The following is a 16122-nucleotide window of genomic DNA, read 5'->3' on the forward strand; positions in this document are numbered from 1 at the left end:
GCGGCAGGGCTTTCTTAAGTAGGAGTGGGAACGATGATTAAAGTTGGCTACCGCACCGCAAAAACAGCAGTCGGCATTGCCGCTTCCATCCTGCTTGCTGAATGGATCGGACTTCATAATGCGATGTCAGCGGGGATTATTACGGTTTTATGTATTCAAAATACGAAGCAGCGGTCGCTTCAGGCAGCGTGGACACGTCTCGTCGCTTGTATGGTGGCCCTGTTTTATTCAGCCCTGTTTTTTGAGATGGTTTCGTATCATGCGATTGTGATCGGAATCATTATGATCTTCTTTATTCCAACGACGGTCGCTCTTAAATCACAGGAAGGCATCGTGTCAAGTACAGTCATTATTTTGCATTTATATGCAGCCGATCAACTTACGGCAGGACTCATTTTAAACGAACTCGGTATTATTTTAATCGGCATCGGTGTGGCACTCTTATTAAACTCCTACATGCCGAGTGTCGAGCGCAGCTTAGTTCAGATGCAGGAGAAGATAGAGCGCTTATTTGAACGGATTATTGAAGAGATTATTCTTTATTTGCGGACGAATGATCATTCGTGGGACGGGAAAGAATTGACGGAAACAGCCGACCTTCTCAAAAAAGCAAAAACACTCGCTTTCAAAGATGTTCAAAATCATTTCACACGGAATGACAGCCTTTTTTATCAATATTTCACGATGCGTGAAAAGCAGTTTGAGATTATTGAACGCATTTTATCCATTGTCGTGACAATTTCCCACCGGCCGGAGCAGGCGGACATGATTGCGGATTTTATGGAAGACGTAAAAGAACACATTCATCCAGGCAATACGGCATACGTGCATTTGACACGACTCGATGAAATGAAGCATGCATTTGAAGAAATGCCGCTTCCTGTGACACGTGAAGAATTTGAAGCACGGGCAGCTCTTTACCAGTTTGTGCGGGAGATGGAGCAATATTTGCTTATTAAAGCCCGCTTTCGTGGCATGAAAAAAGAGCGGCTAAAAAAGCACGCCCACACTCTACATAAACATCGTTAACCCAAATATCACGGTTGATGCCAGCATCGCAAATAGCATTAAATACACAATAATCTTTTGAAACGTTTTGTTGCGCATGTAATTCTTTCTCCTTTACATCCGTTATTATCTATTATTGTACTGGTAAACGGATAGACATGCAACTGAAGAGAACGGTCGAAAAAGAGGATTTTGTTCAACATTTGTCGAATCAATTTAGGCTGTTTTAGTATTTATATTAAAGGGGTAATGGAATGAAAAAAGTGGATCATATCGGGATTGCGGTCGCATCACTCGACGAATCGATCTCATTATACACAGAGCAGCTTGGCATGACACATGTGAAAACAGAATTAGTAGAATCGCAAGGTGTCAACGTAGCATTTATTGACGCGGGCAATATAAAGATTGAACTGCTCGAACCAACTAGTCTTGAAAGTCCGATTGCGAAATTTATTGCAAGTCGCGGCCAGGGAATGCATCATATTGCTTATAGTGTGGAACATATTGAAGACCGTATTGCTGATATAAAAGAACGGGGAATCCAAATGATTAACGAAATACCAAAACCGGGCGCAGGCGGGGCACAAGTCGCATTTATGCACCCAAAATCAACGGGCGGTGTATTAATGGAGCTTTGTGAAAAAGGAGAGGAAGCGTAATGTCGGATATTTTTGACAGCATTCATGAGCTGCAGGATAGACGTCGTGAAGTCGAGCTTGGCGGCGGTGACGAACGAATCGACAAACAGCATGAAAAGGGCAAATTAACCGCGCGTGAACGAATTGAATTATTGGTGGATGAAGGTTCATTTATTGAGTTGAACCCATTTATCGAACATCGTAATACAGACTTTGGTTTAGATGGGATAAAAGGGCCCGGCGACGGCGTTGTAACCGGTTATGGAAAAGTGAATGGTCGTCCGATTTACTTGTTTTCGCAGGACTTTACTGTTTTCGGCGGCGCACTCGGTGAAATGCATGCGCAAAAAATAGCCAATGTCATGGATTTGGCGGCTAAAAATGGAACTCCCTTTATCGGGTTGAATGATTCCGGAGGTGCGCGTATTCAAGAAGGGGTTTTATCACTTGATGGCTATGGACATATTTTTTACCGGAATGCGATCTATTCCGGAGTCATTCCGCAAATATCGGTTATTCTAGGACCGTGTGCAGGTGGAGCCGTTTATTCACCGGCGATTACCGATTTTGTGTTTATGGTTGATCAAACGAGTCAAATGTTTATTACCGGACCGAAAGTAATTGAAACGGTCACCGGAGAAAAAATTTCCGGGGAAGATTTGGGTGGATCGAAAGTACATAATGCAGTGAGCGGCAACGCGCATTTCCGTGCGGGCACGGAAGAAGAAGTTTTGGAAAAGGTGCGTGCGCTTTTATCTTATTTATCGCAAAACAACGAAGAGAAGACACCGGTTGTGAATGCAATGTCTCATGAAAGTGATTATCGTGAGGAACTAACAGATGTCGTGCCGTTTGACGGGCTTCGTCCATATGATGTGCGTAAAGTACTTGAGCATGTTGTTGACGAAGAATCATTTATGGAAGTACAAAAAGAATTTGCGAAAAATATGGTGATCGGCTTTGCTCGTGTCAAAGGGGAAACGATTGGTCTCGTGTGCAACCAGCCGAAATTTATGGCGGGTGGACTAGATATAGATTCATCAGATAAAGCGGCGCGATTCATCCGCTTCTGCGATTCATTTAACATTCCGATTATTACATTTGAAGATGTGTCGGGGTTTTTCCCAGGTGTGAAGCAAGAACATGGCGGTATTATTCGTCATGGGGCAAAAATTTTATATGCGTATTCCGAAGCAACAGTGCCGAAAATCACGGTTATTTTACGAAAAGCATACGGTGGCGCTTATGTAGCCCTTAACTCAAAATCAATCGGTGCAGATCTGGTATTCTCATGGCCAAATGCAGAAATTGCTGTCATGGGGCCGGAGGGAGCAGCGAACATTATTTTTGCCCGTGAAATAGCAGCGAGCGATAATCCAGAAGCAACGAGAACAGCGAAAATTAACGAATACCGTGAAAAATTTGCCAACCCGTATGTCGCAGCGGCACGTGGTATGGTAGATGATGTCATTGATCCGCGTGAAACACGTATTAAAATTATACAGGCATTAGACATGCTGCGAACGAAAAAAGAAGAACGGCCGAAGAAAAAACATGGAAATATTCCGTTATAATCGTGAATCAGTCGAAAGAACAGTTTCTACAGGCTGATTTTTTATACAAAAACGTTTATAATTAAATTGGCAGAAAATTTGGAGGTGCAGCGTGGTTAATGAAGAACGTTTATTGAATGAATTTCTGGAACTCGTTCAAATCGATTCGGAAACGAAACACGAGCAACTGATAGCCGAATCGTTAAAAGCGAAATTTACTGCACTCGGCGTCGATGTATATGAAGATGATACTATGTCAAAAACAGGTCACGGGGCAGGTAATTTAATTTGTACATTGCCAGCTGTGAAAGAAGGAATCGATCCGATTTATTTCACGTCACATATGGACACAGTTGTGCCTGGCAAAAATGTAAAACCGATCGTAGAGGACGGCTATGTGAAAACGGATGGTACGACCATTCTTGGTGCAGATGATAAAGCGGGTTTAGCTGCAATGTTCGAAATGATTCGTCTGTTAAAAGAACGAAATACTGCGCATGGTATGATTCAATTTATCATTCCGGTCGGGGAAGAGTCGGGTCTTGTTGGGGCAAAAGCACTTGATCCTACGCTCGTAAAAGCAAAATACGGTTTCGCACTTGACAGTGACGGCGATGTGGGCAATATTATTGTAGCAGCACCAACACAAGCAAAAGTGACGGCACGCATTTACGGAAAAACAGCACATGCAGGTGTCGCACCGGAAAAAGGTGTATCTGCGATTACGATGGCGGCTAAATCTGTTTCTCGTATGCCGCTTGGCCGCATTGACGAAGAAACGACAGCGAACATCGGCCGTTTTGAAGGTGGCCAAGCGACGAATATTGTCTGCGATTATGTGCAGATTTTAGCAGAAGCCCGTTCGCTTGAACCGGCGAAAATGGATGCACAGACGCTTAAAATGAAAACGGCATTTGAAGAAGTTGCTGCTGAAATGGGCGGCCGTGCCGAAGTTGATGTGGACGTGATGTACCCGGGCTTTAAGTTTGGTGCTAACGACCATGTGGTAAAGATCGCGCAAAAAGCGGCAGCAAAAATTAATCGCTCGTCTAAGCTGCTCACGAGCGGCGGTGGGAGCGATGCGAACGTCATCGCCGGATTTGGCATTCCGACTGTGAACCTGGCTGTCGGATATGAAGATATTCATACGGTCAATGAAAAAATGCCAGTGAAAGAACTCGTTAAGCTCGCTGAAATGGTGACGGCAATCGTTGAAATTGTAGCAGAGTAAAAAATTTATTAGAGAAAGAAGGATTTATTTTTATGACGAAACAACAAATTGGTGTAATTGGACTTGCCGTAATGGGCAAAAATTTAGCGTGGAACATTGAAAGCCGTGGTTATACAGTGTCTGTTTTCAATCGTTCATCTGAAAAAACAGATGAAATGCTAAAAGAAAGCGAAGGAAAAAATATTGTACCGGCTTATTCAATCGAAGAATTTGTTGCATCGCTTGAAGTACCACGCAAAATATTACTTATGGTAAAGGCCGGTGAAGCAACAGATAAAACAATTGATCAATTGAAGCCTCATCTTGAAAAAGGCGATATTATTATCGATGGTGGTAATACATTCTATAAAGACACACAGCGCCGTAATACAGAGCTTGCAGAACTTGGCTTTCACTTTATTGGTACAGGCGTATCAGGCGGCGAAGAGGGCGCTTTGACAGGCCCATCTATCATGCCTGGTGGTCAAAAAGAAGCGTATGAGCTCGTTGCACCGATTTTGAAAGGCATCTCAGCAAAAGTTGAAGGCGAAGCGTGCTGTACATATATTGGCGGCGACGGAGCGGGTCACTATGTAAAAATGGTTCATAACGGTATCGAGTATGGCGACATGCAGCTGATCGCAGAAGCGTACTCATTATTGAAAGATGTACTTGGGTTATCTGCAGAAGAGCTTCACACTGTATTCTCTGAATGGAATAAAGGCGAACTTGACAGCTACTTAATCGAAATTACAGCCGATATTTTCACGAAAAAAGACGACGACACGGGTAAACCGCTTGTTGACCTTATTTTAGATGAAGCAGCACAAAAAGGAACAGGGAAATGGACGAGTCAGAGTGCCCTTGACCTTGGCGTACCGCTTCCACTTGTTACCGAATCTGTATTTGCCCGCTTTATTTCTGCATTGAAAGAAGAGCGTGTAAGAGCTTCAGACGTCTTAAACGGACCGGAGCGTGCATTTGACGGCGACCGTGAAGCATTTATTGAATCTGTCCGCCGTGCGCTTTATATGGGTAAAATATGCTCGTACGCACAAGGATTTGCGCAAATGAAAGCAGCTTCTGAAGAATACGGATGGGATTTGAAATACGGTGACATCGCGATGATTTTCCGCGGCGGCTGTATCATCCGTGCACAATTTTTGCAAAAAATTAAAGAAGCGTACGACCGTGATGCTGCACTTGATAACTTGCTTCTTGATCAATATTTCAGCGCTATCACAAATGAATATCATTCGGCACTTCGTGAAACGATCTCAAATGCCGTATTGAATGGTGTCCCTGTACCGACATTGTCATCAGCAATGGCATATTATGACAGCTACCGCAGTGCTGTATTGCCGGCTAACCTTATTCAAGCGCAACGTGACTACTTTGGTGCTCACACATATCGTCGACTTGATAAAGAAGGCACGTTCCATACTGAATGGATGGAGAAGTAATAAAGGAATTGCTTTTCGACCAATGATATAGATAGGCGGAAAAGCCTTTTATATCAACATCAACGATTTATGCCGCTATTTTAAGTGGTACAGTTTGCGCTCAAATAGACTAATACAGTTTTTTGAGTGGTAAAGTTTATAAAAACACAAAAAAGCACCGTTTTGCGCGGTGCTTTTTTCTATGCCTGCTTATTCTGTTCTTGATGTACTGAAGAAAAAAGAGCATCGAGTTTACTCGCAGCACGTTCATCCGCTTCCTGTAAATATTCATTGTTGTAGAGATATTCGCATGATCCTATTTCAAGACCGATCCTATCACTCTCGGGTCTTTAGTGGATGCTTCTGACAGGCGCGTTGCCACTGAAATGGCGTTATTTCTGCTCGTTTATTTTGATATTTATAGGAAAAGTTAGTATAATTTTGAATAATCAACACGCGTGATATATATTTAACAAATCATGAAACGTTAAACGATCTTTACGTAAACCATTTATTGTGATCTCGGCGGCAATATTATTTTTACATTAGTCCCGTTGCCATTATCACTGTCTATTTGAATCGTTCCGCGGTGATTTTCGATAATCTTATAGCTAACCATAAGACCAAGACCCGTGCCTCTTTCTTTATTAGAGTAAAATGGTTCTCCTAAATGACCGATCATTTCTTTTGGGATGCCTCTTCCTTCATCTCTTACTTCAATCGCTACAGAGCCGTCCAGCAATAAAGATGTTGTAATATACATGCTTCCTCCGGAGGGCATTGCTTCGATCGCATTTTTGAAAACATTAATCATCACTTGTTTAATCTGCCCCGGCTCACAGTAAACAAGGGGCAATGAATCTCCCAAGGTTGTATTCATTTCAACTTTATGTAATAAGGCTTCTGGCCACATGAATTGAATAATTTCTGTTAACACTTCATTGATATTGTGATGAGCAAACTTTATTTCCTCATACGGATTGGCAAGCATTAAAAACTCTGTCACAATTGACTCAACCTGATCAAGTTCTTTGAGGATGATCTTGTTATAGAAGTTATTGTCATTTGATTCCTGGGCTAGCAGCTGAATGAGACCTTTTACTGTGGTTAACGGATTTCTGATTTCATGGGCAATCCCAGCCGCTAATTGCCCCAATGCTCCCAGCTTATCTTGTTTTTTTAACGCCTCATCTTGCTTTTTCCACTCCGTTATATCTTGAGCGATACCGATATTTCGGGTAATCTGTCCATTTTCATCAGCGAGAGGAGTCACTTTAATCCGAATCCACCGCTCCCCTATTCCTGAATCATCTTTTAGCTTACATTCTAATTCTAGAGGGACGTCGTCGAAAGGAGCGGCATAAACCTTTATCAGTTTTTCCAAGTCCTCTTGATAAAACTGATCTTTCATGACATACGGGTTTTCACAGAGCTCTTCACTGCTGATCCCCCATAACCGTTCGAAAGAGGGGCTAACATATAGAAATTTACATTGCGTCATATCAAACAAGGTAATGACCTCATTAATATTTTCTGTTATATCCAGAATAAGTCTTTCCTGACAAGTGATCAAATCATTTTGTTGTTCAATCATCATGGTTGTTTCCATTAATTCAGTAAGATCTTTTGTTATAACTGATACAGCGATAACTGTTCCATCCCCATCTAAAATCGGAGCGATAATTAGGGAGACTGGAATAATCGATCCATCTTTTTTCATCCTAAACGTTTGAAGATGAATTATTTTTTTCCCGTTCCATATTTCTGTCTGGATATAGTCGACTTCATGATAAAGATGCTTCGGAATAGTTGGACAAAACTCCCCTAATAACTCCTGCTTTTTCCATTTATACAAATGTTCAAACGCGGAGTTCACGAGAAGCATACGACCCTCCATATCACAAATGGCCGATGCATCGTCCATTAGATCAAAAAAGTGACTAAGTCCAACGCTATTTGCAATGCTTTCCCCAAGATTATCAGAACTTTCTTTAACAAGCTGGCCCATCCCTTGAACCCAGCCTTCCTTTGTTGCTTTTGCATGGCGCCAAAGCAGTGAAATATATGTACCGTCTTTCCGGCAATATCTATTTGTATAAGGGGGGAAAAATTGATTGTCTTGAACAGCACAAAACAACTCATTTGATTTATTCCGATCATCTTCATGAACGAGTTCTAAGTAATTCATGCCTGCCACTTCCGACAAATCATATTGCAATGCTTTTTCTAATGAGGCATTTATGTATTTGATCCTACCTTTTGAATCGAGTAGGATCAATAGCTCTTTCGATAATTCCGCAAACCACGAAAACGTTTCTTTCAGCGTCGAAATTTCCATACCGCCCTCATTCTGTAAATTTTCCATATGTATTGTCTCCCTCTAAGGTATATTCAGTTGTCTTTAAATTTAATATTAGCAGATAGTGCAAGAAAATTAATCAGAAAATTCCGTGTTTTATATGTTTAATTATGGAATGAATGTATAATTTGAAGTGTTTATAAATTGTGGGAAGGAGGCCCTTTTAAATTAGCAATAAAGCCGATACCGCATACGTCGTGTTCATTAAAAGGATCGTATAAGCCCTATTTTTCTGAATAACTGTAAAAATTCATGTTGTACACCTTCAGGATTTAATTCATTTTCTCTTTTAATATTTATTGTAAAGATGATAAATGATACAATCAATATATTATTATTGAGTTTTCAATCTCATATTGATATGAATTGGAGAGAAGAAGTAAATATGGAGATGCGCCAAATTAAATATTTTATGGAAGTTACAAAAGAAGAGCATGTTAATGGACTTTTTGTTTTGCCAATTTTCTTTGTTCCAGTCTTTGGAACACGCGTGTTGATGTCGAATCTTTGATAAAGTCATTGATAAATTGATCAAAGTGGCCAATACGGATTAGCCGTCTGTTTATCAGACCGTAACCTGCCTAAACCTGGCAATCATTTTAATTGAGGACTTCATTCTGTGTATACTAGCGTGATCCTGTTCAAATTGGATATAAATGATTCATTATAGTATAAAAAAGAGTCCAAAAAGCAGGTGCCAAATGAGCACCTGCTTAAAAATTAATTACAGACATCTACGCCAAGCATATCTAATGGCCACCAGAAGAAGCCGTCTTGCTCAAGTAGTTCATCTGCGGCTTTCGGTCCTGTCGTGCCGGCCGGATAGTTTGGATACGCTGCTTTTTCGTTTCTCCATGCTTCGGCAATGACATCAACAAAGCTCCACGAAAGGGCAACTTCATCCCAATGTGTAAAGTTTGTAGAATCACCGCGCATGGCATCGTGAATCAATTTTTCATACGCTTCAGGCGTATTCATAATATCTGTACCGCTATTTGCATAGCTAAGCTTTACGGGATTCGTTTCCAGTTGATGACCGGCACGTTTCGCATTTAGATGAAGTGTGATGCCTTCTTCCGGTTGAATATGGATCACAAGTAAATTTGGTTCCAATTCTTGCTCATCTGGACGATAATATAAATTCATCGGAATGTCTTTAAATTGAACGACAATTTTTGTGGATTTCAGCGGCATTCTTTTACCGGTACGAATGTAAAAAGGGACACCTGCCCAGCGGAAATTGTCAAACATTACTTTACCGGCAACGTACGTTTCCGTATTGGATTCCGGATTGACATTTAACTCTTCACGGTAACCAAGCATGTCACCGTTTTCACCAGGTCCGTATTGTCCGCGGACGAAGTATTCATTGACAGTTTCGAGTGTTAACGGACGCATAGATCGAAATGCGCGAACTTTTTCGCTGCGAATATCGTCATCTTGAAGGCTGATTGGCGGTTCCATCGCAAGAAGAGAGACCATTTGAAGCATATGGTTTTGAACCATATCTTTCAATGCACCGCTCGTTTCATAATAGCCTCCGCGTTCTTCTACGCCGAGTGTCTCACTTGATGTAATTTGAATGTTGGAAATATACCGGTTGTTCCACAGCGGTTCAAATAATGCGTTAGCGAAACGGATCGATTCAATGTTTTGTACCATTTCTTTTCCAAGATAATGATCGATCCGGTAAATATCTTTTTCATCGAAAGAACGGCGAATTTGTGCATTTAATTCTTGTGCTGATGGCAAATCATGGCCAAATGGCTTTTCAATTACAAGACGGCCGAAGCCTTCCGTATCTGTTAAATTATCCTGTTTTAGATGATCGGCAATCGTGCCGAAAAACTCAGGAGCCATTGCCAGATAAAATAGGCGGTTGCCTCCGAGTGAATACCGGTTATCAAGCTCATTGGCAAGCGTACGCAATTCTATATACGAATTGGAATCGGATACGTCATGCGGTAAATAATAAAAATGTGAAATGAATTCCTCTATTTGGTCTTGATCCGTTGTCAATTCTATAACCGATTTTTTTACGTGTTCACGGAAAATGTCGTTATCCCATTCACGGCGAGCTGTTCCAATAACAGCGAATCCGGATGCTAAGTGTCCTTTACGATACAAACGATAAAGAGATGGATATAATTTACGTTTTGCCAGATCTCCTGTTGCACCGAACAGGATCGTCAGAGCAGATGGCGTTTCAGATTTATTCACGTTAATACCCCCGCTTTTAAAATTCATATTTTATATTATTACTATTGCATTTTTTCACAAAACAATGAAAGTGACAAGTATTTTTGTTTATTATAAGAATAAGACCACATAAGATGCATATAAGGAGTGATTACCATCGAAGTATTATTTCTTGGAACCGGTGCTGGTGTGCCCGGTAAAATACGCAATGTTACATCCATTGCACTAAAAATGTTAAATGAACGCGGCGCTGTCTGGCTTATTGATTGCGGCGAAGCAACGCAGCACCAGATTTTGCATACGACACTAAAACCGCGCCGCATTGAAAAAATATTTATTACTCATTTACATGGCGATCACATTTTTGGCCTGCCGGGTTTGCTTGGAAGCCGTTCATTTCAAGGCGGAACAGAACCACTTACGGTATATGGTCCGGCTGGCATACGCATGTTTGTTGAAACCGCACTTCATGTCAGCAAAACGCATCTGCAATATCCCCTTTTCATTGAAGAAATTGAGGAAGGCATCGTTTTTGAAGATAATGGAATGACTGTTACGTCAGGAAAATTGGATCACGGCATTTATTCACTCGGTTACCGGTTTGCTGAAAAGGAAAAAGCAGGCGAGCTGCTCGTGGACCGTCTCCGGGAAGACAAGATTCCACCAGGTCCTATTTATAAACAAATAAAAGAAGGAGAATCAGTTACCTTGCCAGATGGACGAATAATTGACCCGGGGCGTTACACGAAAGAACCACAACCTGGGAAAATCGTCACGATTCTCGGAGATACGAGACAGAGTGATGTAGCTGTACGCTTGGCAGAGGACGCTAATTTGCTCGTTCATGAAGCCACATTTAATGCGGAAAATGAAGAGATGGCCCATGACTACTATCACTCCACAACGAAGCAGGCGGCCGAAACGGCACTCCGCGCAAGAGTGAAAAAACTATGTTTAACCCACATTAGTTCCCGCTACACGATAGAAGACGCGAGACAGCTATTAAACGAAGCAGAAATTCTTTTTCAACCGGTTGTGATCGCACAAGATTTAATGGAAGTGACAGTCGATTAACGTTTGTACGCTTCACCAAGCTGTTTTGACTGGGCTGCTGCTTCCTTCACACCAGCTGCAATCGATTCCTTCACATGATGTTCATCAAATGTTCGAATCGCTGCTTCTGTCGTTCCACCAGCGCTTGTAATTGCTTTTCGAAGAGCAACTGCTTGGCCATTGGACTCAGAAAGCATGTCGGCTGCACCGAGAAGTGTCTGGATTAAGAGCGATTTCGCTGTGTCGTGATCAAGACCCAGTTCTTCACCTGCTGCCTGCATCGCTTCAGCTACATAGTAAATGTAGGCAGGACCGCTTCCAGAAATGGCCGTCACGGCGTCCATTTTTGATTCTTCAACGGTAATCGCAAGTCCAATTGCTGAAAAAAGGTCGATTGCCGCTTGATGCTGTTCAGCTGTAACGTGTTTATTTAGTGCAATCGCTGTCGCTGATTTTCCAACGGCAGCGGACGTGTTGGGCATTGAACGAATGACAGCACATCTATCTCCAATGGCTTGTTCCATAAAATCAATGCCAACACCAGCAAGTAAACTAATCACGACTGAACCTTCATTTATATAGGAACGAATAGCTTCAAGGCCCGATAAGACATCTTTCGGCTTCATGGCCAGGACAATAGCATCAGCGTCTTTCAAAGCTGTTTCTACGTCGTATCCTGCTTGAATGCCATATTGAATCGTTAATTCTGTTAGACGTGCACTATTGGCCCGGTTGGTCACATACGTACTTTCTGCTTGAAGGGCACCGCTTTTCAATGCGCCGGCAATAATGGCTTCAGCCATAGACCCAGCTCCGATAAAAACTACTTTCAACGTCATTCCTCCTGTTGCCTAAACAATTTGAGTATTCAAAGCGATTATCTCGGAAAAGAAGCATTTCTGTCAAGAAAGAAGTGGGTTATGAATGACAATTCATTCTAGAACAAGTACACTATATATAATTAAATTGTTATTTTACAAAAGTGGCAGGTGGACATAATGGGAATTAAGACATATGACAAGATTATTAAAATAACAGTACCTACTCCTTTTCCGATTGGCGACGTCAACACATATTTAGTGAAAGGAGACCGGCTTACTTTAATTGATGCGGGTATAAATACACCGGAAGCAAGAGTTGCTTTTCAATTGGGATTAGCCGAAGCAGGCTATAAAGTATCTGATATTGAGCAGGTCATTTTAACGCACCATCACCCCGATCACATCGGACTGCTTGATGATTTTGATGTGGACATTTACGGCCACACATACTGTGGAAACTGGATTTCATATAATGAATCCTTTTTGAACTGGCGCCGTGAATTTTTTATCGATCTCTTTCATGTATTTGGTGTGCCGAAAGAGATGATTCAATTAGCGAATAACCTTGATAACACGCTGAAGTTTGGGTGTGAAAAAAGTGTGCTGACAGGAGAGTTAAAAGAAGGAGATGAGTTGCCAGCATTACCAGGCTGGCGCGTGTTAGAAACACCTGGTCATGCGCAAAGCCATCTTGTCTTTTACCGGGAAAAAGATGGTTTTCTGTTAGCAGGCGATCACGTATTAAAAACAGTATCGTCTAATCCACTTCTAGAACCGCCTTCTGCACGTGGAGCGGAGCGATCAAAGCCGTTACTCCAGTACAACAATTCGCTGCGGAAAGTCAAAAATATGGATATTCAGCAGGCGTTAACAGGTCATGGAAACGATATAAAATCTATCCATTCGTTAATTGAACGCCGATTCGTACGACAGTATGAGCGAGCGATGCTTATTTTGTCGATGTTAAAAGAAAAGCCGATGACCATTTTTGAGGTATGCATAAAGCTGTTTCCAGAAGTGTATAAAAAAGAAACAGGTTTGACGCTATCGGAAACGGCGGGCCAGTTTGACTATTTACTCGAACGTGGAGATATTCAAGTTGAGTCGATCAAAAATGGCGCCATTTATTACCGGGGGTGACAAAGGTGAGAAAAATCGTTGTCATTACGGGTGCGTCATCTGGTCTAGGGACAGAGCTCGCAAAAGAAGCTGTTTCTTCGGATTACTCGGTTGTATTAATTGCCCGGCGGGTGGAACGTTTGGAACAAATCAAGAAAGAAATAGAAACGTCGCCGGACAGCGTGCGAATTTATCAAGCGGATGTGACAGACCGAACTGCCTTATCTGCTCTATTTACTGAAATCGGACGCGTTGATGTGTTAATTAACAATGCAGGTGTCGGCTATTTTGCATGGGCTCATGAAATGAAACCAGAAGAAACGGCGCAAATGATTAATGTAAATGTTATGGGTTTAATTAACTGTTCAGAGCTTGTTATGCCGCAAATGATCGAACGCAAGAGCGGCCATATTATTAATATTGCCTCACAGGCAGGAAAGCTGGCGACACCAAAATCGGCTGTGTACGCTGCGACAAAACATGCAGTTCTAGGCTATACGAACAGCATTCGCATGGAACTAGGCCGATCGAATGTAAGGGTAACAGCCATCAATCCAGGACCGATTGCAACACCGTTTTTTGACAAGGCAGATCCAGAAGGCACATACGTGAAAAATGCAAGTAAGCTTATGCTAGACCCCGCTGATGTGTCGAAAAAAACAATAGCGGTTATCGGCCAACCGGTGCGGGAAGTTAATATACCGAAATGGATGGCTGTGGGCAGTTTCATTCATTCTTTATTTCCTGGAACCGTCGAACGGATGGGACGAAAAGCATTTTTCCAGAAATAAGAAAGAGGAGCTGATGCTGAAGCTCCTCTTTCTATCGTTCAGGACTCAATTCATATTTCATTAAAAAGTGATCGATTGCCTCTTCATATTGCTCCGGATTTTCGTTGTAAGACTGTGCATGAACACCGTTGGGTGCCATGTACAATTCTTTCGGTCCATTTTTTTCTTTAAACAGTGCTTCAGTCATCTCAGGCAAAATAAAATCATCATCTTGGCTGTGAATAAACAGCACTGGTTTTTCAATATTCCTTACCGCTTTAAGAGGCGACAATTCAGATAGTTTATAGCGGGCGCGCAGCCAGACGGTCCATTCGGCAATCGTCATTAAGAAGCGTGGCGCCCAGCCAATTTCCCTATTCATCTGATGCTGTATTTGTTTCCCGAATTCAGAAAATGGACAGTCGGCCACATAAAAGTCAGCACGGTCTTCTACCGTGCCGGCATACAAAAGGAGCGTAACAGCCCCCATTGATTCCCCGTGAATGCCGAAGCGGACATGATCTCCTTCACGACGGATTAATTCGTCCACAACCGCTTTTAAATCTCTTTTTTCAAAGTGACCGTAACTCGTAAATGTGCCTTCTGATTCCCCGTGCCGGCGGTGATCATACAAAATAGCGTTAAATCCACGTTTTAAAAATAAATTCATATATTTAATTGAATTTATTTTATGTTCAGTGACACCGTGGCAAAAAATTACATACGAGTTTCCAGGGTTTGGCGTAATAAACACACTTTTTAATCGAATGCCGTCTGCCGTTGTGATCCATACATCTTCTTTCGGTAACAGATCATATATATGTCGATTGAAACGGCCGGCTTTCGTTTCTCGTTCAACGATTGAAGCATCCGCTTTTTTCCTCATATATAAAATACGGTTAGACATATAGATGCCTGCACCAGCTGCTAATAATATAGCTGCGGAACCGCCGGAAATGACTGTTTTTTTTATAGTCGATGTGCGTCGTAATTGGCTATTTTTACTGTATCTTGAATCCATTTGTACTCTTCCTCCGTCAGCGCGGTTTCACGTACCGCACGAGCATTTTCTTTTAGCTGTTCGATGGAGCTAGCACCAGCGACGACCGCACCGGCTGCCGGATAGTGCAGCACGTAGCGAAAAGCAAGACCGTTTAATGTACGTTCAGACGGACGATCACGTTCAAGTGTCGTTAAAATAGACGTTAACTCTGCCTCGTCATACCAATTCAATCCTTTTTTTGCTGCTTTTGAAAGCTTCTCGCGCCAATTTGCGCTTAGTAGACCGAAAGCAATCGGACCGCGGGCAACGACACTGACGCCATTCTCTGCTAAAATGGGAAGCACCTGAATTTCAGGACGGCGGTCTAAGATGCTGTACTGCATCATGACGCTTGAAATGGAAGACCGTTTTACATATTGATTAATAACTGTCGGACGGATCGATGAAATGCCGTATGTACGGATGAATCCTTCTTCCTTTAGTTCTTCAAAGGCTTCAATAGTCTCATCAATCGGATCATCAAGTGTGCCGCCGTGTAGCTGATACAAGTCGATATAGTCAGTACCAAGCCGTTTCAAGCTTTGCTTCGCCGCTTCTTTAATGTGTGCTTTAGAAGGATCCCATGTCCAGCTGTCTTTTGAATCGGTCCAGCGGTTTCCCGCTTTTGAAGCGATGACTACTTGATCACGAACAGATCGAAGTGTTTTCCCAATGAGCTGCTCGTTTACCCCGAAATTGTAAAGGTCAGCTGTATCAAAATATGTAATACCTTCATCGAGAGCGGCGTTTAAAATTGCTTCAGCATGGTGCTCTTCTGTGCCGATGGACATGCAGCCGAGTCCTAGTTCACTAACGATGATACCAGTGTTGCCTAATTCACGTGTATTCATTTCAATCACCTACCTTTTTTTGTAGTGTATCATAAGGAGGAAGAAAAAAGAAAA

General features: G+C 42.1%; 15 protein-coding genes. 9 read left to right on the top strand and 6 right to left on the bottom strand.

All coding sequences use genetic code 11. The features are described from left to right. Window positions 1-33: 33 nt before the first annotated feature. Window positions 34-1029 carry an aromatic acid exporter family protein gene (locus AWH49_RS18130; RefSeq protein ID WP_063966853.1) on the top strand — a complete coding sequence of 332 codons (996 nt, stop codon included), beginning with the start codon at window positions 34-36 and terminating at the stop codon, window positions 1027-1029. On the opposite strand, the gene prli42 is transcribed toward AWH49_RS18130, so the two are convergent. After that, window positions 1012-1107 (bottom strand): stressosome-associated protein Prli42, encoded by a 96-nt coding sequence (prli42, locus tag AWH49_RS20230; RefSeq protein WP_018393858.1) that lies wholly within the window; start codon window positions 1105-1107, stop codon window positions 1012-1014. The two genes, AWH49_RS18130 and prli42, sit on opposite strands and share 18 nt — an antisense overlap. A 155-nt stretch (window positions 1108-1262) precedes the next feature. Here prli42 and mce point away from each other — a divergent pair, with 155 nt between their 5' ends. From mce to gndA, 4 genes are all read left to right on the top strand, one after another. Beyond that, window positions 1263-1670 (top strand): methylmalonyl-CoA epimerase, encoded by a 408-nt coding sequence (gene mce / locus AWH49_RS18135; protein WP_063966854.1) that lies wholly within the window; start codon window positions 1263-1265, stop codon window positions 1668-1670. Then, entirely contained in the window at window positions 1670-3223 is a 1554-nt protein-coding gene (locus AWH49_RS18140; protein WP_063966855.1) for an acyl-CoA carboxylase subunit beta, read from the top strand. The genes mce and AWH49_RS18140 overlap by 1 nt, the downstream gene beginning before the upstream one ends. A gap of 91 nt (window positions 3224-3314) precedes the next feature. Continuing rightward, the gene (locus tag AWH49_RS18145; protein ID WP_063966856.1) at window positions 3315-4433 is read left to right on the top strand and encodes a M20/M25/M40 family metallo-hydrolase; all 1119 of its coding nucleotides are present in this window, start codon (window positions 3315-3317) and stop codon (window positions 4431-4433) included. A gap of 32 nt (window positions 4434-4465) precedes the next feature. Next, window positions 4466-5875 carry an NADP-dependent phosphogluconate dehydrogenase gene (gndA, locus tag AWH49_RS18150; protein ID WP_034286050.1) on the top strand — a complete coding sequence of 470 codons (1410 nt, stop codon included), beginning with the start codon at window positions 4466-4468 and terminating at the stop codon, window positions 5873-5875. A gap of 490 nt (window positions 5876-6365) precedes the next feature. Here the strand turns inward: gndA and AWH49_RS18155 are convergent, their stop codons facing one another. Continuing rightward, window positions 6366-8219 (bottom strand): PAS domain-containing protein, encoded by a 1854-nt coding sequence (locus AWH49_RS18155; RefSeq protein ID WP_063966857.1) that lies wholly within the window; start codon window positions 8217-8219, stop codon window positions 6366-6368. 379 nt (window positions 8220-8598) lie between these two features. Between AWH49_RS18155 and AWH49_RS21080 the strand changes: the two genes are divergently transcribed. Next, window positions 8599-8724, top strand: coding sequence for a hypothetical protein (locus tag AWH49_RS21080; protein ID WP_280512847.1), 126 nt, complete (start codon window positions 8599-8601; stop codon window positions 8722-8724). Between the two features lie 209 nt (window positions 8725-8933). Here AWH49_RS21080 and zwf read toward each other — a convergent pair whose 3' ends face one another. After that, on the bottom strand, window positions 8934-10433 hold the full coding sequence (gene zwf, locus AWH49_RS18160) for a glucose-6-phosphate dehydrogenase (RefSeq protein WP_034286037.1): 1500 nt from the start codon (window positions 10431-10433) through the stop codon (window positions 8934-8936). 135 nt (window positions 10434-10568) lie between these two features. Between zwf and rnz the strand changes: the two genes are divergently transcribed. Further along, the gene (gene rnz / locus AWH49_RS18165; RefSeq protein WP_063966915.1) at window positions 10569-11486 is read left to right on the top strand and encodes a ribonuclease Z; all 918 of its coding nucleotides are present in this window, start codon (window positions 10569-10571) and stop codon (window positions 11484-11486) included. On the opposite strand, the gene proC is transcribed toward rnz, so the two are convergent. Beyond that, on the bottom strand, window positions 11483-12298 hold the full coding sequence (gene proC / locus AWH49_RS18170; RefSeq protein ID WP_082862945.1) for a pyrroline-5-carboxylate reductase: 816 nt from the start codon (window positions 12296-12298) through the stop codon (window positions 11483-11485). The two genes, rnz and proC, sit on opposite strands and share 4 nt — an antisense overlap. Before the next feature lie 165 nt (window positions 12299-12463). On the opposite strand from proC, the gene AWH49_RS18175 reads away from it, so the two are divergent. Continuing rightward, complete coding sequence (locus AWH49_RS18175) at window positions 12464-13426, top strand: MBL fold metallo-hydrolase (protein WP_063966859.1); 963 nt, start codon at window positions 12464-12466, stop codon at window positions 13424-13426. 5 nt (window positions 13427-13431) lie between these two features. Next, window positions 13432-14196 carry an SDR family NAD(P)-dependent oxidoreductase gene (locus tag AWH49_RS18180; RefSeq protein ID WP_211268418.1) on the top strand — a complete coding sequence of 255 codons (765 nt, stop codon included), beginning with the start codon at window positions 13432-13434 and terminating at the stop codon, window positions 14194-14196. A gap of 31 nt (window positions 14197-14227) precedes the next feature. Here the strand turns inward: AWH49_RS18180 and AWH49_RS18185 are convergent, their stop codons facing one another. Next, window positions 14228-15196, bottom strand: coding sequence for an alpha/beta hydrolase (locus AWH49_RS18185; protein WP_244886916.1), 969 nt, complete (start codon window positions 15194-15196; stop codon window positions 14228-14230). After that, window positions 15145-16068 carry an aldo/keto reductase gene (locus AWH49_RS18190; protein WP_063966861.1) on the bottom strand — a complete coding sequence of 308 codons (924 nt, stop codon included), beginning with the start codon at window positions 16066-16068 and terminating at the stop codon, window positions 15145-15147. The genes AWH49_RS18185 and AWH49_RS18190 overlap by 52 nt, the downstream gene beginning before the upstream one ends. Between the last annotated feature and the right edge of the window lie 54 nt (window positions 16069-16122).

It is taken from the genome of Domibacillus aminovorans (genome assembly GCF_001643235.1).
In the GTDB taxonomy this organism is placed as follows: Bacteria; Bacillota; Bacilli; order Bacillales; family Domibacillaceae; genus Domibacillus; species Domibacillus aminovorans.

Bases quoted from the DNA above. Each gene is read 5' to 3' on its own strand.
- AWH49_RS18130 (WP_063966853.1), top strand. From the start codon at position 34: ATGATTAAAGTTGGCTACCGCACCGCAAAAACAGCAGTCGGCATTGCC.
- prli42 (WP_018393858.1), bottom strand. From the start codon at position 1,107: ATGCGCAACAAAACGTTTCAAAAGATTATTGTGTATTTAATGCTATTT.
- mce (WP_063966854.1), top strand. From the start codon at position 1,263: ATGAAAAAAGTGGATCATATCGGGATTGCGGTCGCATCACTCGACGAA.
- AWH49_RS18140 (WP_063966855.1), top strand. From the start codon at position 1,670: ATGTCGGATATTTTTGACAGCATTCATGAGCTGCAGGATAGACGTCGT.
- gndA (WP_034286050.1), top strand. From the start codon at position 4,466: ATGACGAAACAACAAATTGGTGTAATTGGACTTGCCGTAATGGGCAAA.
- AWH49_RS18155 (WP_063966857.1), bottom strand. From the start codon at position 8,219: ATGGAAAATTTACAGAATGAGGGCGGTATGGAAATTTCGACGCTGAAA.
- AWH49_RS21080 (WP_280512847.1), top strand. From the start codon at position 8,599: ATGGAGATGCGCCAAATTAAATATTTTATGGAAGTTACAAAAGAAGAG.
- AWH49_RS18175 (WP_063966859.1), top strand. From the start codon at position 12,464: ATGGGAATTAAGACATATGACAAGATTATTAAAATAACAGTACCTACT.
- AWH49_RS18185 (WP_244886916.1), bottom strand. From the start codon at position 15,196: ATGGATTCAAGATACAGTAAAAATAGCCAATTACGACGCACATCGACT.
- AWH49_RS18190 (WP_063966861.1), bottom strand. From the start codon at position 16,068: ATGAATACACGTGAATTAGGCAACACTGGTATCATCGTTAGTGAACTA.